At 73.8% G+C, this 18592-nt stretch carries 21 protein-coding genes; 8 read left to right on the top strand and 13 right to left on the bottom strand.

Translation table 11 applies throughout. From position 1 onward, the window contains the following. The first annotated feature begins 4 nt into the window (after window positions 1-4). The 6 genes from OG715_RS37625 to alaS all read left to right on the top strand — a co-directional run bounded on the left by OG715_RS37625 (window position 5) and on the right by alaS (window position 5283). On the top strand, window positions 5-205 hold the full coding sequence (locus OG715_RS37625; RefSeq protein WP_266272763.1) for a hypothetical protein: 201 nt from the start codon (window positions 5-7) through the stop codon (window positions 203-205). Between the two features lie 36 nt (window positions 206-241). Beyond that, a complete protein-coding gene (locus OG715_RS37620; protein WP_266272764.1) occupies window positions 242-1165 on the top strand; it encodes a hypothetical protein in 924 nt (307 codons plus the stop codon). Then, a complete protein-coding gene (locus OG715_RS37615; protein ID WP_266274561.1) occupies window positions 1162-1710 on the top strand; it encodes an SLOG cluster 4 domain-containing protein in 549 nt (182 codons plus the stop codon). Before OG715_RS37620 ends, OG715_RS37615 begins: the two co-directional genes overlap by 4 nt. Further along, entirely contained in the window at window positions 1707-2258 is a 552-nt protein-coding gene (locus OG715_RS37610) for an orotate phosphoribosyltransferase (protein ID WP_266272765.1), read from the top strand. The genes OG715_RS37615 and OG715_RS37610 overlap by 4 nt, the downstream gene beginning before the upstream one ends. Then, window positions 2255-2392: a hypothetical protein gene (locus OG715_RS37605; RefSeq protein WP_266272766.1), complete on the top strand. Its 138-nt coding sequence runs from the start codon at window positions 2255-2257 to the stop codon at window positions 2390-2392. Before OG715_RS37610 ends, OG715_RS37605 begins: the two co-directional genes overlap by 4 nt. A gap of 227 nt (window positions 2393-2619) precedes the next feature. Continuing rightward, window positions 2620-5283 carry an alanine--tRNA ligase gene (gene alaS, locus OG715_RS37600; protein WP_266272768.1) on the top strand — a complete coding sequence of 888 codons (2664 nt, stop codon included), beginning with the start codon at window positions 2620-2622 and terminating at the stop codon, window positions 5281-5283. A gap of 60 nt (window positions 5284-5343) precedes the next feature. Here the strand turns inward: alaS and OG715_RS37595 are convergent, their stop codons facing one another. After that, window positions 5344-5901: a GNAT family N-acetyltransferase gene (locus tag OG715_RS37595; protein WP_266272769.1), complete on the bottom strand. Its 558-nt coding sequence runs from the start codon at window positions 5899-5901 to the stop codon at window positions 5344-5346. 131 nt (window positions 5902-6032) lie between these two features. After that, entirely contained in the window at window positions 6033-6329 is a 297-nt protein-coding gene (locus tag OG715_RS37590) for a putative quinol monooxygenase (protein WP_266272770.1), read from the bottom strand. Between the two features lie 206 nt (window positions 6330-6535). On the opposite strand from OG715_RS37590, the gene ligD reads away from it, so the two are divergent. Beyond that, window positions 6536-8365, top strand: coding sequence for a non-homologous end-joining DNA ligase (ligD, locus tag OG715_RS37585; RefSeq protein WP_323182201.1), 1830 nt, complete (start codon window positions 6536-6538; stop codon window positions 8363-8365). Window positions 8366-8407: 42 nt separating this feature from the next. On the opposite strand, the gene OG715_RS37580 is transcribed toward ligD, so the two are convergent. The 4 genes from OG715_RS37580 to OG715_RS37565 form a co-directional block, all read right to left on the bottom strand. After that, window positions 8408-9046: a DJ-1/PfpI family protein gene (locus OG715_RS37580; protein WP_266272772.1), complete on the bottom strand. Its 639-nt coding sequence runs from the start codon at window positions 9044-9046 to the stop codon at window positions 8408-8410. Between the two features lie 48 nt (window positions 9047-9094). Beyond that, complete coding sequence (locus tag OG715_RS37575; protein ID WP_266272774.1) at window positions 9095-9436, bottom strand: PRC-barrel domain containing protein; 342 nt, start codon at window positions 9434-9436, stop codon at window positions 9095-9097. Further along, window positions 9436-9948 (bottom strand): hypothetical protein, encoded by a 513-nt coding sequence (locus OG715_RS37570; RefSeq protein ID WP_266272775.1) that lies wholly within the window; start codon window positions 9946-9948, stop codon window positions 9436-9438. The genes OG715_RS37575 and OG715_RS37570 overlap by 1 nt, the downstream gene beginning before the upstream one ends. Before the next feature lie 68 nt (window positions 9949-10016). Beyond that, window positions 10017-10475, bottom strand: coding sequence for a hypothetical protein (locus OG715_RS37565; RefSeq protein WP_266272776.1), 459 nt, complete (start codon window positions 10473-10475; stop codon window positions 10017-10019). Window positions 10476-10966: 491 nt separating this feature from the next. Between OG715_RS37565 and OG715_RS37560 the strand changes: the two genes are divergently transcribed. After that, complete coding sequence (locus OG715_RS37560; RefSeq protein WP_266272777.1) at window positions 10967-11359, top strand: hypothetical protein; 393 nt, start codon at window positions 10967-10969, stop codon at window positions 11357-11359. Between the two features lie 25 nt (window positions 11360-11384). On the opposite strand, the gene OG715_RS37555 is transcribed toward OG715_RS37560, so the two are convergent. From OG715_RS37555 to OG715_RS37525, 7 genes are all read right to left on the bottom strand, one after another. Continuing rightward, window positions 11385-11810, bottom strand: coding sequence for a hypothetical protein (locus tag OG715_RS37555; RefSeq protein WP_266272778.1), 426 nt, complete (start codon window positions 11808-11810; stop codon window positions 11385-11387). Between the two features lie 10 nt (window positions 11811-11820). Next, the gene (locus tag OG715_RS37550) at window positions 11821-12639 is read right to left on the bottom strand and encodes a WXG100 family type VII secretion target (RefSeq protein ID WP_266272779.1); all 819 of its coding nucleotides are present in this window, start codon (window positions 12637-12639) and stop codon (window positions 11821-11823) included. Continuing rightward, on the bottom strand, window positions 12636-12962 hold the full coding sequence (locus OG715_RS37545) for a hypothetical protein (protein WP_266272780.1): 327 nt from the start codon (window positions 12960-12962) through the stop codon (window positions 12636-12638). The genes OG715_RS37550 and OG715_RS37545 overlap by 4 nt, the downstream gene beginning before the upstream one ends. Window positions 12963-13228: 266 nt before the next feature. Further along, window positions 13229-14557 carry a geranylgeranyl reductase family protein gene (locus OG715_RS37540; protein WP_266272781.1) on the bottom strand — a complete coding sequence of 443 codons (1329 nt, stop codon included), beginning with the start codon at window positions 14555-14557 and terminating at the stop codon, window positions 13229-13231. A 285-nt stretch (window positions 14558-14842) separates the two neighbouring features. Then, complete coding sequence (locus tag OG715_RS37535) at window positions 14843-15943, bottom strand: calcium:proton antiporter (RefSeq protein WP_266272783.1); 1101 nt, start codon at window positions 15941-15943, stop codon at window positions 14843-14845. A gap of 73 nt (window positions 15944-16016) precedes the next feature. Further along, a complete protein-coding gene (locus OG715_RS37530; RefSeq protein WP_266272784.1) occupies window positions 16017-17696 on the bottom strand; it encodes a serine/threonine-protein kinase in 1680 nt (559 codons plus the stop codon). Between the two features lie 22 nt (window positions 17697-17718). Next, window positions 17719-18567 (bottom strand): serine/threonine protein kinase, encoded by an 849-nt coding sequence (locus OG715_RS37525; protein ID WP_266272785.1) that lies wholly within the window; start codon window positions 18565-18567, stop codon window positions 17719-17721. Window positions 18568-18592: the final 25 nt, after the last annotated feature.

Here is an 18592-nt window from a genome sequence, read left to right as displayed (position 1 = left end):
GGCGGTGGAGAGCGCCCGCAACATGGCCGCCCTCGGCTACACGAAGGCGGCCGAGCGGATGCTGCTTCGGCTCTTCTACACCTACGCCCTGCCGGAGGGCACGGTCTACGACCTGATCGCCGAACTGCACACCTCCCTCGGCGATATGGAGGCCGCGACGAGCTGGGAGACCGCCAAGCGCCGCCTGCTCGCCATCCCCGCCTGATCCCAGCCCACACGTACGCGCGGAAGGAAGAAGCGCATGCCCACCCTGCAACTGGCGGCGATCACCCAGGCCAACCGGCCCGCGCAGCTGCCGCTGCTGTCGAAGCTCGCCGACATCCTGGCCACCTCCCCGGAGGTGACCCACCTGATGGTCCGCGGGTCGCTGGCCCACGGCACAGCCGACCGCCTGTCCGACGTCGATCTCGTCGCCGGTGTCCACGATGCGCGGTTCCCGTCGTTCGTCGAGGCACTGGACACCCTGATGCCGGTCGAGGCCGGCGCCCTGCTGCCCGGCTGGCGCGACACGATCGTCGCCGACCTGGGCGGCGTCGGTCTGGTCTTCCTCGTCCCGGACGAGGGGAAGCTCCACCAGATCGACCTTTACGTCGCACCGGCCTCCCGGATTCCGCGGCTGCAGGAGACGGTCAGCACCGCCGTCCTCCTCGACCGCCGGCCCGGACCGGTCGCCGCGCCGGACGTCGCGGCGGCCGAGAGCTTCGCCGCCGCCTTCCTAGCACGGCCGCGCTCCTGTGCCGAGCTGCTGATCGAGCACCTGGTGCTGGCCGTTCTCCTGCACAAGCGGATCAAGCGCGGCCAGCGGTTCGTGGCGTACTCCGAGTGGTACCGGCTGCACACGGCCACGAAGGACCTCATCAAGACCGCCCTGGCCCCCGCCTCACGATTCTGGGGCTGGTACCAGCTGCGCGAGGAGATCGGCATCACCCCGATCGGCCGAGCCTGCCTGCGCGACCTGGACGCCGCGATCAGCGGCCCGGCCGTTCCGGAGGCGGCCGATGTCACCGAGGCGATCGAACGGGTGCTCACCTTGGCCGAAAGGGCCTGCCCGCAGGCACTCGACGGCCTGCACGACGCCGTCGCCGCCTACCGCACCTACCAGGAGCTGGTGCGAACGCACTCCACCTCGCGGGCCCGGCCGCCGGCCGGGCCCGCGAGGGCCTGACCGCTGTCTTCTTCGGCGGCGTCGTCCCCGCCTCCGCCCAGGAGGAGACACTGGCCGAGGAGATCGGCCGGGCCATGGCCCAGGCCGGGTACCAGCTCATGCACGGCGGCTACAACGGCCTCATGGAGGCCGCTGCCCGCGGAGCCGCCGGCCAGGGAGCCACGGTCACCGCCGTCACGCTGATCGGCAAGCACGACGAGTGGGGCGCGTTCAACCCGCACACCACTCTGTCCGTCCACGTGCCCGACCCCGGCGCCCGCCTCAACCACTACCTGGACAACGCCGACCTGGTCGTCGCCATGGGTGGCGGGACCGGCACCCTCCACGAGCTGACCGCCGCCCTCTACTACGCGACCACCATCCGGCCCGTACCGGTCTGTCTCGTGGGCGCGTCGGCCCTGCGCCTGCTCGCCTTCCTTCGAGAGGAACGGTGGTTGTACGAGACCCCGACCCGACCGCTCGGCTTCCTCACCACCGCCGAGTCCGCCGACGCCTTCCGCGCCCACCTGGACTCTCTCGACACCACCCCGATCGGAGGAGCATGACCGCCCGCACCCCGTCGGCCGGCCTCGCCGCCCGACTCGCCGAAACCGCGTGCGTCAACGCTCCGTTCAAGCTCGCCGACGGCGGCCGACTCGACGCGTACTTCGACGAGTACCGGCTCGCCTCCGACCCCGCGCTCCTGCGCGACACCGCCACCGCCATGGCCGACCTCGTCCCCGACGACGCCCAGGTGCTCGCCGGCATCGAACTCGGCGGCGTCCCCCTCGTCGTGGCGTTGTCCGCCGCCACCGGCCTGCCCGCCGTCTTCGTGCGCCGCAGGCCCAAGGGCTACGGCTCCTGCCACCAGGTCGAAGGCCTTCCCATCGACGGCCGCCGCATCGTCCTGGTCGACGATGTGGTCCGCTCCGGCGGCCAACTGCTCCACATGGCAAGCATTCTGCGGATGGTGGGCGGACCGGTCACCCACGCTCTGTGCGTCCTGGAGCGCCCACTCGGCGGCCGAACGCTGCTGGCCGATCACCGCGTCACGCTGCACTCTCTGTTCACCGAGGCCGACCTGCCAGCGCCACGCCCAGGTGGCGCCGCGTGAAGCGGGCCGCGCTCTTCGACCTCAACGGCGTCCTCGTCGACAGCCGGGACGCACGTCCCAAGCCCGCCCCCGACGGCATCCTGCCCTTGCTGGTCGGCATCGGCCGTCAGGAGGACAACTCCAAGCGATCTTGACCTCGGAGCCGCTACCGTTGGTGGCGCAGTCACAGCGCACTGTTGCGTCGCTGTCGGCTGCGCCACCTCAGAACAACGGATACCGGAGTCATGGTCTACACCGTGGGGGCGCGAGCTATCTGCGTCGAGCTGGAGAACTGAGAACCACTCAGTCCCTGTTCTCGGCCCGGCTCGGCGTGTGATCACCCCCCACCTCTCCGCGACTCTTCCGTGAGGGCCCTACCGCCATGCGCTCGACGCAGATCCGCTCCACGTTCCTGGACTTCTTCACCTCGCGCGGCCACCGCCACGTCCCGTCCAGCCCGCTCATCCCCTCCGACCCGACCCTGCTGCTGGCCAACGCCGGCATGAACCAGTTCAAGCCCTACTTCCTGGGCGAGGTCACCCCGGAGTACCCCCGCGCCACCACCATCCAGAAGTGCGCCCGCACCTCCGACATCGACAACGTCGGCCGCACCAACCGGCACGCCACGTTCTTCGAGATGATGGGCAACTTCTCCTTCGGCGACTACTTCAAGGCCGACGCCATCGCCTACGCCTGGGAACTCCTCACCCAGGGCTACAACCTGGAGAAGGACCGCCTCTGGATCACCGTCCACCACGACGACGACGAGGCCGAACAGCTCTGGCGCAAAATCGGCGTCCCCGCCGAGCGCATCCAGCGACTCGGCGCGGACAATTTCTGGGACATGGGCGTCCCCGGCCCCTGCGGCCCCTGCTCCGAGGTCAACTACGATCGGGGCCCGGCCTTCGGGCGCGAGGGCGGACCGGCCGTCGACGGCGAACGCTACGTCGAGATCTGGAACCTCGTCTTCATGCAGTCCATGCGCGGCGAGGACGACGACAGCGGCACCTTTCCGATCCTCGGCGACCTCGCCCAGCAGAGCATCGACACCGGCCTCGGACTCGACCGCCTCGCCGCGATCCTCCAGGACGTCGAGAACGTCTGCAGCACCGACCTCCTCCTGCCCACCCTGACCACCGTCCAGGAACTCGCCGGCCGCGACTACCCGGGCAGCGGCTCCGCCGTGGGCGAGGAGAAGGTCTCGTTCCAGGTCGTCTCCGAGCACGCCCGCTCCATCGCCTACCTCATCGCCGACGGTGTGCTGCCCGCCAAGGACGGCCGCGGCTACGTCCTGCGCCGCCTGATGCGCCGTGCGATCCGGCACGCCCGCATGCTCGGCATCGACCAGCCCGTCCTCGCCCCGGCGACCGCCAGCGTGATCGCCAACCTCGGTGACGTCTGGCCCGAACTCGCCGGCCAGGCAAGCCTGATCGAGCAGGTCGTCACCGCTGAGGAGGAGTCCTTCACCCGCACGCTCACCCAGGGCACCCGGCTGCTCAACGCCGCCATCACCCGAAGCCGCGGCAGCCGCTCCACCACCCTCACCGGCGAGACCGCCTTCGAGCTGCACGACACCTACGGCTTCCCCGTAGAGCTGACCATCGAGGCCGCCCGCGACGCAGGTCTGACCGTCGACGAGGACCGCTTCACCACCCTGCTCGCCGAACAGCAGAGGCGTGCCAAGGCCGGCGGAAAGGCCAGGACCGCCGAGGCCCTGCGCCGACAGGACGTCTACCGCGAACTGTCCTCCCGCCACGGCCGCACCGACTTCGTCGGCTACGACCGCCTCGACACCGAGGCCACCGTCCTCGGCCTCATCTCCGAGGGCACCGTCGTACCCGGCACCGACCAGGGCAGCACCGTCGAACTCGTCCTCGACCGCAGCCCGTTCTACGCCGAGTCCGGCGGCCAGGTCGGCGACACCGGCACCATCCGTGCCGCCTCCGGCGCGCTCCTCGATGTGCTGGACACCAAGCTCGGCTTGGAGGGCTTCCACGTCCACACCGTCCTCGTCCGTGAAGGCGAGATCCGCAGCGGCGAGCAGGCCGAAGCCCTCGTCGACGGCCCGCGACGCGACGCCGTCGCCCGCTCCCACTCCGCCACCCATGTCCTGCACGCCATGCTCCGCCGTACCCTCGGCGACCACGCCCGCCAGCACGGCTCTCTCGTCGACGCCGGCCGCCTGCGCTTCGACTTCGCCCACTTCTCCGCCGTCGACCCCGCCCAGCTCGCCGCCGTCCAGTCCCTCGTCAACGACCACCTCCTCGACGACCCCGAAGTCCGCATCTGGCACGCCACCCGCTCCGAAGCCGAGGCCGCCGGAGCCACCGCCCTCTTCGGCGAGAAGTACAGCGACCACGTCCGCATCGTCGACATCGGCGACTTCTCCCGCGAACTCTGCGGCGGCACCCACGTCCCCCACGGCGCGAACGCTGGCCCCGTCCGTATCCTCGGCGAAGCCTCCATCGGCTCCAACCTCCGCCGCATCGAAGCCCTCACCGGCCGCGACGCTCTCACGTACCACGACACCGAACGCCGCCTCCTCGAAGAACTCTCCACCCTCCTCGGCACCCGCCCCCAGGACGCCCCCGACACCCTCCGCAAGCGCCTCGACACCCTTGCTGCCGCACAGCAGGAACTCGCCCGCCTCCGCGACGCCGAGCTCCGCACCCGCGCCCAGCAGCTCGCCGCCTCCGCCCGCACCGTCCCCGGCGGCCGAATCATCACCGAGCGGGTCACCGGCCTCGGCCCCGGTGAACTCCGTACCCTGGCCGCCGACACCGCCGACCTCCTGGGCAGCGACCACGCCGTCGTCGTCCTCGGAAGCGAACACGGCGGCAAGGCCCTCCTTGCCGCCGCCATCACCCCCAGCCTCCACGCCACCGGTACCCAGGCCAGCCATTTCCTCACAGTCGCCGCCCGCACCGTCGGCGGAGGCGCCGGCGGGAATGGCCCCACCAGCAGCGCCGGAGGACGCCGCCCCGAGGTCCTCGACGAGGCACTCACCATCGCTGCCCAGGACGCTGCCCAGGCTCTCGGCCAGTAACGCCGGCCGCTGGCGCGTGCGGTCGGCGTCTCCCCGCCGGGAGACGCCGACCGTGCGTTCTCACCGTTCCAGGCGTGCCGCGGCAAGGTCCTTCAGAAGGACCACGCTCTCGTAGTTGGTCACATCCCACCGCCACGTCCCGATCGGTGCGTACCCCCGCCCGAGATACCAGCCGACCAGCTCAACGGCCTCGACCGATGTATCGATGACCGCTTCCGCGGCCCCGAGAGCGACGATGCGGTCCTCTGCCACGGTCAGCAGCCGTTGTCCGAGGCCCGCCCCCTGGCATGTGGGATCCACAGCGAGCTGCCAGAACGAGCCCGCACCGGCCGGTGCGGGATATCCCGCAGGCACCGGGTACGGTGCCGCCAGCGTCACCGACCCGACCAGCTCGGCGCCCTGGAAGGCAAGCCAGCACTCGCCCCTCCCGGCCCGGATGGCCGTGTCCTGTACGGACTGGTAGGACGCGAAGAAGACCCTGCCGGCCGCCGCATGAGCGGCGTATGCGCGGTGCAGGAGCAGGGTGAGTTCCTCGGCCGAATCACCATCGGTGAAGCGCCGAATCGAGATGTCTCTACCAGGGCCGGCCGACCGGCCGTGAACGTTGCGCAGGATCACAGCGAACAGTTTCGCTCCGATGCGGCCGGCGGGCCTCCGCGAACGCCTGCCCGCCGGCCGGTGAGTGGTTGGCGCGTAACGACGGGACACCACTCAGGGCATGGCCGCCGTCCCGGCACCCCGCCCAGGTGTCAGGCCAGGTCGGTGAGGAGTTGGAGGTCCGGCGGGCCGGCCAGCAGGGTGGCGCCGGCGGCGAAGGCCTCGGCCATGTGCGGCGCGGCGAGGTGGGCGTCGAAGTCGGCCCGGCTCGCCCACTGTTCGACGACCACCCAGGACGCGGGGTCGAGCGGGTCCTGGTACGGGCGGTAGAACAGGCAGCCCGGCTCGGCGAGCGTCGGCGCGACCAGCGACAGCGCCTGCTCCCGCACCAGCTCCTCCTGCCCCGGTGCGGCCTTCAGTCTGGCGACTGCGGTGATCGGTCCACTCATTACGTCCCCCTGGATTCCGGTGATCGTCTGCGATCACCGGTGGCCAACAGGTCCGGGACACCAGCTATTCCGGCCGGCGAGCCCCGGCGGACGGCTCGCGCCGCGCCGCCGGCGCGGGCAGACTGGCCGCGACGGGCCCGGTGGACCCGGGCGGCCCAGGAGGGCCATGCCCGGGGCCGGGGACGCGCGCAGCTCCGGAGGCGGCGATGCCGCAGATGACGGTCGACGGGCGCACCCTCGCGCTCTCGCACCTGGACAAGGTCTACTACCCCCGGACCGGCACCCCCAAGGGCGAGGTCCTGCGCTACTACGCGGCCGTCCACACCGCCCTGCTGCCGCACCTGCGCGACCGTCCGGTGTCCTTCCTGCGCTGCCCGGACGGCGTGGCGGCCGAGGTGTTCGTGGCGAAGAACCCGCCGCCCGGCACGCCCGACTGGGTCCGCACGGTGGAGGTGCCGAGCAACAGCGGCGAACTGCGCCAGGTGGTGCTGGAGGACGGTGCCGGGCTGCTCTCGGTGGTCAACCTGGGCTGTCTGGAGCTCCACGTGCCGCAGTGGCACGCCGCCGCGCCCGGGCTCGCCGACCGGCTGGTGCTGGACCTCGATCCGGGGGCGGGGGCGGACGTCCTCACCTGTCGCACCGTGGCCGGGCTGCTGCGCGAGCGGCTCGCGGCGGACGGCCTGGAGGCCTGGGTGAAGACCTCCGGCGGCAAGGGCCTCCATCTGCTGGTGCCGCTGGAGCCCACGCCGAGCGCCCGGGTGTCCGCCTACGCGAAGGAGCTGGCGGCCGAGCTGGAGGCGGCCCGCCCGGAGCTGGTCGTGCACACCATGGCGAAGGCCCGCCGCACCGGCCGGGTACTGGTCGACTGGTCCCAGAACTCGGCGAAGAAGACCACCGCCGCCCCGTACACGGTGCGGGCGCGGGAGCGGCCGACGGTGTCGGCGCCGCTGTCCTGGGCGGAGCTGGACGCGGCCGGTTCGGCGGCGGAGCTGGTGTTCACGATCGCCGAGGTGCCGGAGCGGCTGGCGGCCCGCGGGGATCCGCTCGGGCCGCTGCTCGACCCGGCGCGGGCCCGGCCGCTGCCCTCGGCCGCGCCGCACCGCGCCCGGCCCCAGTCCCCGCCGCCGTCCCCGCCCCCCGGCGGGCGCGACCCGGTGGTCCTGACGCCTCCGGTGGAGGTGATGCGCCCGGCCGCCGTGACCGCCGTGCCGCCGGCGGACGGCCTCGGCGGCGCCGGGGTGCTCTACGAACTGAAGCTGGACGGCTTCCGCTGCGTGGCCTTCGCCCGGGGCCCGGACCGCCCGCCGTTCCTCCAGTCACGTTCCGGACGGGACCTCGCCGCCGAGTTCCCGCCGATCGCCGCGGCCGTCGCCCGGCTGCCGGCCGGGCTGGTGCTGGACGCGGAGCTGGTCGCCTGGCGCGGCGGCCGGTTCGCCTTCGAGGAGCTGCTGCGGACCAGGCGGGACGGGCCCGCCGAGGACGTGGCGCTGGGGCTGGTCGCCTTCGACCTGCTCGCCCTGCCCGGCCGGGACGTCCGCCCCCTCCCGCTGGCCGACCGGCGGCGGTTGCTGCTTGCCGCGCTGGCCGAGGTGCCGCCGCCGGTCCAGCCGGTCCTGGCGACCACCGACCGGGCCGAGGCGCTGACCTGGATGGAGCAGCTCGCCGACACCGGGGTGGAGGGGCTGGTCTGCAAGGCCGCCGGTTCGGCGTACCGGCCGCGCGGGGCGGGCCGGGTCTGGGTCAAGTACCGGCGCGGCGACACCGTGGACGCCACCGTCCGCGCCGTGACCGGACCGCCCGCCCGGCCCCGGGCGGTGGTCCTGGAGCTGGACGACGGCCGGGTGCTGCTCTCCTCCCCGCCGCTGTCACCGCTCCAGTCCCGTCAGGTGGCGGAGCTGGCGGCCGGACGGCTCGGCGCGCCCGTCCACGATCCGCAGTACGGCGACGTCCGGCCGCTCACCGTCCCGCTGCGGGCCGAGGTGACCGTCACCGGCCGGCCGCCGGCGGCGCTCTTCGTCCGCCTGCGCGGCGACTGAGCGTGCGACGACCGAGCGCGGGCGCGGTCGGTCCGGCTCCGCCTACCCCTCCCCCGCCGCGTGGCGGGACGGGGCCGGCTCGTGGGCGACGGGCCACGGCGGGTGCGGGCCCCCGACCGGCCGGGCGTGCGCGAACTCCGTCACCAGGGCCTCGGTGAAGGCCGGCAGGTCGCTCGGCCGACGGCCGGAGACCAGCACCCCGGGGCCGTCCCGGCAGACGTGGACCGGTTCGTCGGCCCAGTAGGCGCCGGCGTTCACCAGGTCGGTGCGGATGCTCGGCCAGGAGGTGAGGGTGCGCCCGCGCACCGCGTCCGCCTCGATCAGCGTCCACGCGCCGTGGCCGGTCACCGCGACCGGACGGCCGGCGGCGGCCAGTTGATGGACCAGGGCCACGGCCGCGCGGTCCAGGCGCAGGCAGTCGGGGTTGGCGACTCCCCCGGGCAGCACCAGGGCGTCGTAGGCACCCGGGTGGGCCAGGGCGACCACGTCGTCGACCGGGAAGGCGTCCGCCCGGTCAAGGTGCCGGTACGCGTCGACGAGTCCGGGGCGGGTGGACAGCAGCCGCGGCGTACCGCCGGCCTCCGCCACGGCCTGCCAGGGGACGGTGAGTTCCACCTGCTCGACACCCTCGGGGGCGACCAGGAAGGCGATCGTCCGGCCGGTGAGGACGGTCAGCGGCATCCGGGCCACCCCGTCCACCGCCCGTTCACCGACACGGCTCGCACCGGCTCAGCTCCCCGGGCGCGCACCGGACCGGCTCGCGCGGTCGGCGGCGGCCGGACCGCCCCCGGTCAGTTCGACGGCGGCGGACGGCGGGGCGAGGCGGATCCGGGCGCGCGGGCAGTCCAGGTGGACGACCAGCTCCAGGTGGTCGACGCGGGCGACCGTCCCGATCGGGACCGGGACCGGGGCGCCCGGCACCCACGGCCGGGTGTCCACCAGCAGGTGGTCACCGGCGTCCTGCTCGACCCGGCCGAGCGGGCCGTCCGTCGCCTCGACGTCGTAGCCGACCAGGGTGAGGTCGGCGGCATGGTGGGAGCCCGGGCGGTACTCCCTCAGCTCGGTGGCCATCACGCCTCCGGGTGGTCCCACGGGCGGCGTTCGCGGCGGCCCCGCTCGTCGCCCGGCTCCTCGGCCCGACCGTCGCCCCGACCGTCGCCCCGGTCGCGGTACGGGCCCCAGCTCCGGTGCTCACCGGGCCACGACCCCCGACCCCAGCGGTCACCGCGGTCCGGCGAGCCGTCCGCCGGGTCCACGCGGTGCCGCCGGTGGCGGCGCAGCACGACCGACAGTCCGGCCGCGATCATGACGCTGCCGACCCACACGGCGGCCGTGGCGATCGCCACGACGGCCGTCGGCTTGCGCACGGCGATGCTGAGGCACAGCGCCGCCATCACCAGCGCCGTCATCAGCACGCCAGTAGGCAATCGGCGGCCGAAGCCGCGCAGCGCGCTCCTGACACGGTGCGGCCGTTCGGCTCCCATCGTGCTCAACCGCCGGTCGAGGCGGCTGTCCCGGCTCAGATCGCACTCGATCTCGGCGAGGAGCCGCCGCTCCCGTCCGCTCAAAGCGGGTCCGTCCATCTCGGTCACCTCCGGCACGTCCGGTGACGACGACATCCAGTCCGGGCGACCGCCCGGTGGGGGGTGCGCTAACCGCTCCGGCCCGCGAGGGCGACGGAGGCGGCCGGGCGACGGTCGCCGAACGCCCGCGGACGGGCGAGCAGGCTGTCGTCCAGCACACACAACAGGGCCGCGGCGTCGGGGTGCACCTCGGCGGCACCCGCCGCCCGCACCTCTGCGGCCGTGGCGCCGGGGCCGGGACCGAGCACCGCGACACAGGGCACTCCGGCCAGCCGCGCGACCCGGACCTCGGGCGCGCTCGCGGCGACGAACACGGCGTGCGACGGCTTGCCGTCGACCAGGTCGAGGGCGACCCGGACCGGATCGAGGCCCGGATCGGTCACGGTGAGTGCCGGCGTCCCGTTCGGGCCGGGGGCGGTCAGGACCACCGTCCAGCCCCGTGCCGCGCACTCGCGCAGCAGGGCGGCGGAACCGCGTGACGTCGCACGCCAACCGGCCCCGAAGAGTGCCGCCGAGACGACCGTCATGGCCCACCGTTCCCGTTCCGCACCACGCACCGGCGCGCCCTTCCAGGTTAGGCCCGCGCCCCCGGGTCCGCCCGACGTCACCGGTCACTCCGGGTGACCACTCGCAGCTGTCCGGATTCCGCTCGGCGTCGACCCCGGGCATCGGCCCTCGGCACCGGCGCCCGGCCGTGCCACGATCGGGCCATGATCACCCCGCTCACGGCCCGCACCACCGCACCGGACGAGGCGTCCCCCGACCCGGCCGAGGACGACCGACGGAAGGGCGGTACCCGGTGACGCGGCCCCGCGCGGACCGGCCTCCGGGGGCGCGCAGTCCACGGGCTCACGCCCCCAAGCTCGGGTCGGGGCAACCCTCGCAACCAGCGGCGGACGGTGACCGCACCGACGCGGAGCGCATCCGTTCCATTGACAGCCCGCCGGACCCGCCCCGATCCTCGCCGGTACGGCCCGGCCACCGAGCGGGGCCGCTCGACGACCGGGGGTGGTCAGCGATGACGGACCAGTGGGCAGCGCGACGCATGCCACCGGCGGTCAGATGGGCGGTCGCGGGCGTGTGGGTGCACGCCGCGCTCAGCGGATTCGCGGGCCTCGTACTGCTCGCCGCCCTCGGCCGCAACCAGGCCGGGGAGGTCGCGCCGGTGCGGTTCATCGCGATGGCCTCCGTCCTGGTGGGCCTGCTGCTCGGCACCTGTGCCGGCCTCGCCTCCCGCCGCGCGGGCTGGACCAGGACCACCGTGGTCGTCATCGAGGCCCTCTCGGTGGCGACCGCCGCCCTCCTCCTGCTGACCGGCTCCCTCGCCGCCCTCACCGGCATCGCCCTCGGCGCCTTCGTCCTCCGCGCCTTCCTCTCCCCCGCCGGGCGCGCCTGGTTCAACGACCAGTAGCGCCTTGTCAGGTGGAGTCGTCGGTTCAGGGCGCGGAGGTGGGGCCCTCGGACGGGGGAAGCAGACAGGGAGTGATGACCCGCAGATACATGCGGTCCCCGGTGCCCGCGGTGGACGCGGTCGCGGTGTACCGGCTGCTGGGGTGGAAGGCATCGACGAGGGCGTCCGGCTTGCCGTCCACGTCCTCGCGATAGCCCTTCTCGGTCAGGCCCTCGCCGACCAGCATGTCGCGGATCTTCCGGACCACTTCCGGGTGCCGGGCGCGCGGCACGTGGCTGTCGACGCTGTATATCAGGATGTACCGGTTGTCGGACGCGGTCTCGCCGTTCTTTCCCGTGCACGGGGTGAAGAGCGCTTCGACGCTCGCCGGGTCGGGCTCGATCCCTCCGGTCCTTGCCATGTGCTCGGTGATCTGCTGGGCCCAGGCCTGGGCGTCGGTCTTGGACTTCACGGGTAGTGGTTCATTCCTGTCGGATTGGGCTGACAAGCATCCGCCGAGCACGGCGAGCAGGAGCGCGGTGGCGATGATCCGCCCGGAGGTACGGGACACGCTGGCAGTCATGGTGCTCCTGAATCGGCTGGGGGTGCAGGGCCAGGTAGGCGTCCTGCTGCTCGGGCGTGAGCCCCTTCCACCACGCCGCCGACTGCTCCGGGTTCTTGCCGTCCGGAATGTAGGGATCGACCAGTCCGAGGTCCTGCATCGCGGCGGCCGCCGCGTTCTTCGCCCCCGCGAGCGCGCCGTTGACCTTGGCCGGGTCGAGGGAACCCGAGCTGAGCCGCCCCAGGGCGGTATTGCCCTGATCACTCGCGGTCTGCGCGTCCTTCAGCGCGGTGTCGATCCGGCTCTGGAAGCCCTTCATGTCCCACCCGAGCTGCTGACGCGCCTTCTGCGCATCCGGATCGTTGTGCTCGCCCGCGCCTTCGGGCGGGAGGCTCACGACCCCGTCGGCGGACACGTTCAGGCCCGCGTCCACCGCACGGTTCAAGGCATTGATGAGGTTGGTCCGCGCCTGGTACATCCGGTCGGCGACGGTGTTGAGCACCAGGGCGGCGGTGCTCGCTTCCATCTTGACGATGTTCAGCTGCTGCTCCGTCTTCCCCATGAACGAAACTGCGGCCTTGGCGTCGTCGCCCTCCCAGTTGCCTGCCAGCGGCCCGGCGACCTGGCTGCGATGCCGCTGGCCGGCGCTCTCCACCGCGTGCCCCAGTGCCGTCCAGTCCTTCGCCGCGTCGTGCAGCCCGTGCGGGTCGAACCGCACCAGAAGCTGGTAGAGGCTCACCTGGCCCCCTGCGGTGCGGCACCCAACCCGCCGGCGATCGCACGATCGGTGGCCCCGTGAGCGGCGGCATTGGCGTCGAGGTTGGCCGCGGTGTCCGCGAGACGCTGACGCAGATCGGCGAGCGGCTTCGACCAGCCGGTCCCCAGCTGCCCCAGCCCACCGGCTATCGACCAACCGGTGAGCTGGCCCGCGACGGTCTCGCTCGTGGTCACAGCGTTCTGGACCGGTGCCTTCAGCTCCTCCCCGAGCCCCCTCGCGACGCCCCCGGACGCCCGCAGATCCGCCGGTTGGACGACGACCTTGCCCCTGGCATTGTCAGCCACGTGGTTTCCTCCCCCGCGATGATCACCGGCCTCGGCTCCTCACAGAACGCCAGGCAGGCAGTACACGCTCCGAACTTGTACAGATAGTCAGATGCTACGACCACACCTGACACGCACCTGCGGCGACCTGGTGAGAAACCGCTCGACGGCGGCGAGCAGAGGACGCCTGGCAGCACGCGGGTCGGGCCGGGGCATCGGCGTTCCTGGTGATCAGTGGGGCAGCCGGACCCCCGGCTGCCCCACTCCCCTCCGGGGGGCGGACGGGGTCAGCCCCGACTGCTCGGGGCGAGGCGGCCGAGGATGTGCAGGAGGCGGTCCAGGGCGTCGCGGGAGTTGGGCTCGGTCAGGTTGACCATCAGGCGGAAGGCGGCGCGCAGGAGGGCCGGGTTGCCGAGACCGGCGGCGCCCGCGGCGCCGACCAGACGGGGGCGGCTCAGGGCGGCGGCGGTGAGGCGGCCGAGGGCGAAGTAGCCGTCGTAGGCGGCGCGGAGGGTCTGGGGGTAGGCGCGCAGGGCGAGGTCGCGGCCCCGGTCGGTGCGGCGGGCGAGCGCCTGGACGACGGCCTCGGCGGCGTAGCGGCCGGACTCCATCGCGTAGGCGATGCCCTCGCCGGTGGCCGGGCTGACCGTGCCGCCCGCGTCGCCGATCAGCAACAGGCCGTCGGCGTAGTGGGGTTGGCGGTTGAGGCCCATCGGGAGGGCGGAGCCGCGGATGGGTTCGGTGACGGCCTCGGGGTGGTAGCCGTAGTCGGCGGGGAGGTTCTCGCACCAGCGGCGGAGCAGGTGCTTCCAGTCCGTCTCGCCGGACACCGCGCCGGTGTCGACGACGCCCAGGCCGACGTTGGCGGTGCCGTCGCCCATGCCGAACACCCAGCCGTAGCCGGGCAGGAGGCGGCGGTCCCGGTCGGACGGGTCGCGCAGGTCCAGCCAGGCTTCGAGGTAGCGGTCCTCGTGGCGCGGGGTGGTGAAGTAGGTGCGGTAGGCGACGCCCATCGCGCGGTCGGTCCTGCGGTAGCGCTTCATCGCCAGCGAGAGCCGGGTGGAGTTGCCGTCGGCGGCCACGACCAGGGGCGCGTGGTAGGCGACGGGGCGGCGCTCCTCGCCGAGCCGGGCGGTGACGCCGGTGATCCGGCCGGTCCGCCCGTCGAGCAACGGGCCGTCCACATTGGCCCGTTCGACCAGCCGGGCACCGGCGGCGGCGGCGCGGCGGGCGAGCAGTTCGTCGAAGTCGGCGCGGCGGCGGACCAGTCCGAAGCCCGGGAAGGCGGAGAGTTCCGGCCAGTCGAGTTCCAGCCGGTGTCCGCCCGCGACGATCCGCAGCCCTCGGTTGTGCAGCCAGCCGGCGGACTCCGAGACGTCGATGCCGAGGTCGATCAACTGCCGTACCGCGCGCGGGGTGAGGCCGTCCCCGCAGACCTTCTCCCGGGGGAAGGCCGACTTCTCCAGCAGGAGGACGTCCAGGCCGGTCCGGGCGAGGTGGTAGGCGGCGGTGGAGCCGGCGGGGCCCGCGCCGACCACGATGACGTCGGCGGTGTCGGCGGACGGGTTGACCGGGTGGGCCGGGCGGGTGGACGGCTGCTGTGCTGGGCCGGGCATGCGACGCTCCCACGGGTGTCGGTCCTGCGGCGGACTCGGCTGATTCGGCGGACACCCGACGATATGGAGCCCGGCGGCCGCGCCGCACCCGACACGCGGGCGTCCGGCGGCCCGCCCGGCCGCTCCCGGCGGATCCGCCGCGCGGGCCCCCGCTCCGGAGTGACCGGATCATGACGGTGGATCGGTCGGCCGATCGTCACGGACGCGCGAAGGGCCGGCGACCTCATCAGGTCGCCGGCCCGTTCGACCGTCCCGCTCCGCTCCGCGGGGGAGGCGGGCGGCGGCTCATGGGACGATCGCGAGCTCTACGTAGGCCGCCAGGATCGCCAGGTGTACCGCGCCCTGGAGCGGGGTCGCCCGGCGCGGGATGACCGTCAGGGTGCCGACCACGAGGGTGAGCGTCAGGAGCACCAGATGCGCGGGGTCCAGGCCGAGGACCAGCGGACCGGAGAGCCAGTGCGAGGCGATCGCCACGGCAGGGATGGTGAGGCCGATGCTCGCGAGAGCGGAGCCGAGCGCCAGGTTGAGGCTGGTCTGCACCCGGTTGCGCCGGGCGGCGCGCAGGGCCGCGATGGTCTCCGGCAGCAGGACCAGCAGGGCGATCACCACACCGACGACCGAGGACGGCAGCCCCGCCGACTCGACCGCCGACTCGATGGTCGGCGACACGCCCTTGGCCAGGCCCACCACCGAGATCAGCGCCACACCGAGCAGCACCAGGCTGAACACCATGGCGCGCTTGGTCGGCGGGTCGGCGTGGTCCTCCTCGTCCAGCACCTTGCCGTCGGAGGTGACCGGCAGGAAGTAGTCCCGGTGGCGGAACGTCAGCGTGGCCACGAACAGCAGGTACAGCACGAGGGAGGCCGCCGCCGCGAAGGCCAGCTGGGCGGGGTTGAACTGGGGGCCGGGCGAGCTGGTGGTGAAGGTCGGCAGGACCAGGCTCAGCGTGGCGAGGGTGCCGATGGTGGCCAGCGCCGCGCCCGTCCCCTCGGCGTTGAAGACCGCCACCCGGTGCTTGATGGCCGCGGCCAGGATGGAGATGCCGAGGATGCCGTTGCAGGTGATCATCACCGCCGCGAACACGGTGTCCCGGGCGAGCGTCGCCGACTTGTCCCCGCCGTCCGCCATCAGGGTCACGATCAGCGCGACCTCGATCACCGTCACCGCGACCGCGAGCACCAGGGAACCGAACGGCTCCCCCACCCGGTGGGCCACCACCTCCGCGTGGTGCACGGCGGAGAGCACGGCGCCCGCAAGGAAGCAGGACACCACCCCCACCACCCAGCCGGGGAGGTCGCGGTGCCAGGTCAGGACGAGGACGAGGAGGGCCAGCAGCGGGACGACGGTGGTCCACTGCGTGACGAGCGGTCGGAGCTTGGTGAACATGCCGCCGAGCATCCCATCCGGAAGCCCGGGTTCCGTGGCGACGCCGCCGGGCAGGCGGCGGATGTGGCCGACCTCATGGCCCGGCCACGCTGCTCCCGCCGTACTCGGTGAGGTAGCCGAGCACGAGTGCGACGTGCCCCTTCACGCGTTCGGGGACGCCGCCGGCGTCGGCGACCGTCTTGTCGCTCGTCCGGTAGCCGGCCGTCACCAGGGCGGGCATCTGCGTGGCGGGGAACCCCCGCTGCTTGAAGCGCTGGTCGAGCCAGCAGACGTAGCCGCCCATCGCGGCGATGGCGTCGTCCGGGTCCAGATAGCTCTTGACGCCGTCGTGGTCGGCGTCCTGCGCCCAGGCGTTGAAGACCGCCGGCGTCCACATCGCCACGCCGTACTCGCCCGTGGCGGGGTGGGATGCCGCCTGGTCGAAGCCGGACTCCGCCTTGAGCATCGCCGCCAGCAGCGCCGGGGTGATCTCGGGCTCGGGGCAGCGGCGGGCGGCGTCCTCGATCGGGCCGCGCAGGGCGGCGGGGACGTCGGCGCCGGGCGGGATCGCGCCGGGGCGTGCGGGGACGGCGCGCGCGCGGGCGGCGCGGCCGGGACCGCCGGACAGGGAGTCGGAGGACTCGGGCCGCTCGGGTGCTCCGGTGAGGAGGAGCAGGCCCGCGGCGGCGGACAGCAGCAGCGCCACGCGCCCGGCGGTCCGACCCCGGCGCTTGCGCCGACCCGGGGCGGCGAGGCCCGAGGTGGCGAGGCCCGGTGCGGCGGGGCCCGGTCGGAGGTCGGCGGCCCGGGTCACGACCGAGACGCCTCCGCCACCGCTCCCGCTCCCGCCCAGGGCGCCGGCGAGCAGAGCGGCGAGGTCCAGCTCCGCACGCCGCCGCCGGTCGGCCGTGAGGCAGGCGGTGACCAGCGGCCGCCACCGCTCCGGCAGCGCGGCGTCGAGCCGCAGCGGGGCGCTGCCGCGGGCGTAGGCGACTGCGGCCAGCGAGCGCGCGCGGGCAGTGGCGCCGAGGAAGGGGTGCAGTCCGCCGGTCAGCACCTGGTGGGCGAGCACACCGTAGGCCCACAGGTCCGCGCTGGGGCGCAGCGCCGCACCGCGCGCGCCGGTCCGCTCGGACCACCACTCGGGCGGGACGTGGTCCGGCGAGCCGAGCGGCGGGGCATAGGCGTGGGTGCCCTCCAGTTCCGAGGTCAGCCCGAAGTCGGCGAGCTTGGCGGTGCCGTCGGCCATCAGCAGCACGTTGCCGGGCTTGAGGTCCCCGTGCACCCAGCCGGAGCCGTGCATGTGGCGGAGCCCGGCGGCGACCTCGGTCAGGATCCGCTCGGCGCCCGGCGTCGGGTGCGGCGGCCGGGCCTCGGCCAGGAGGTCGTACAGGCTGCGCGCGGCGCGTTCCATCACCAGGGCGACGGCACCGTCGAGTTCGGGTCGGTCCGGGTCGGCGAGAGTGAGCACCGCGAAGGTGCGGATCAGGTGCGGGTGGTCGGCGCGGCGGCTGAACCGGATCTCGCTGCGGGCGGCCTGGGCGACCGCCTGCCGCTGCCCCGGCCCGAGCCGCCCCGGATGGAGGAACTTGACGGCGACTTCGGCGAGTTCGCCACCGGGCGCGCGATCGGGATCGGCCGCGCGGGCGACGTGGACGCTGCCCCAGCCGCCCGCCCCGATCCGCTCGCCGACCAGGTAGCCCCCGACCGGGTAGCCCGCCGGGACCGCGAACCCCGCCCCACCACCGGACGGACGGGCTCCGGGCGGGTCCACCGCGCGTGGCGCCACCTCCCGGTCACCCGCCGCGCCGGGGCGGGAGCAGCACCAGGTGCTCCTCCCGGACCAGGTCGAACCTCAGTGCCAGCGCCACGAGTTCCTCCCGTTTGCCACCGGCGCCGGCTCCCCCCGGGTCGGCCGGTTCCGCCGGGTCGCGCAGCCGGAGCTTGCTGCCGACCAGGTAGTCGATGTGGTAGTTGACGGCCGATCGGGTGAGGTCGCGGCATGAGGGCAGGCAGCGCAGCCGGGCCAGCACCTCGGTGACGCCGGGGACCGCCGCCGCGGAGGGTGAGCGCAGGCGCGGCTCGCAGAGCGCGAGCAGGACGAGGAAGTACTTGGCCCCCGGATCCAGGGCGAACGGGCTGACCGTCGGCTCGCCGTACCCGGCTCCCGGCGCGCCGCCGTCGCCCAGGCCCTCCGATCCGCTCGATCCGCCTGCCAGATAGGCGTGTTGGGGCGCGAAGACCTTGAAAGCGGCCGGCTCGCCGAGGGCCGGCAGCAGCACCCGGGAGAACTCGAACGGCACCGGCGCGCCGAGCCTTCCGGGCGCCACCTTGACGTGCTCGCCGGCACCTTCGAGGTTCTCGACCACATAGGTCGCGGTGGCGCTGAAGTTGGAGAGCCGCCAGTAGTCCTCGGCGGCCGTGATCTCGCCGGCCCGACGCGACACGCCGGGATCGGGGATAGGCACGGCGAGCGGCCGGCCGGGCTCGCCGCGCCCGAACTCCACGCTGTCGCCCGGCCCGAGGTGCAACAGGGCCGGTCGGGTGGGCGGGGCACTGCGGGGCGGCCGAGGCAGCCGGGCGAACCGACGGTCGGCTCGGACCGGCGGACGGGGGTCGGGCAACTGCACGATGACCGTGTTCATCCAGGTCACCTCCGGGGGTCGGCCC

Source organism: Kitasatospora purpeofusca (assembly GCF_036010405.1).
Classification (GTDB): domain Bacteria; phylum Actinomycetota; class Actinomycetes; order Streptomycetales; family Streptomycetaceae; genus Kitasatospora; species Kitasatospora purpeofusca.
This window is presented reverse-complemented; position numbering and strand designations above follow the sequence as displayed.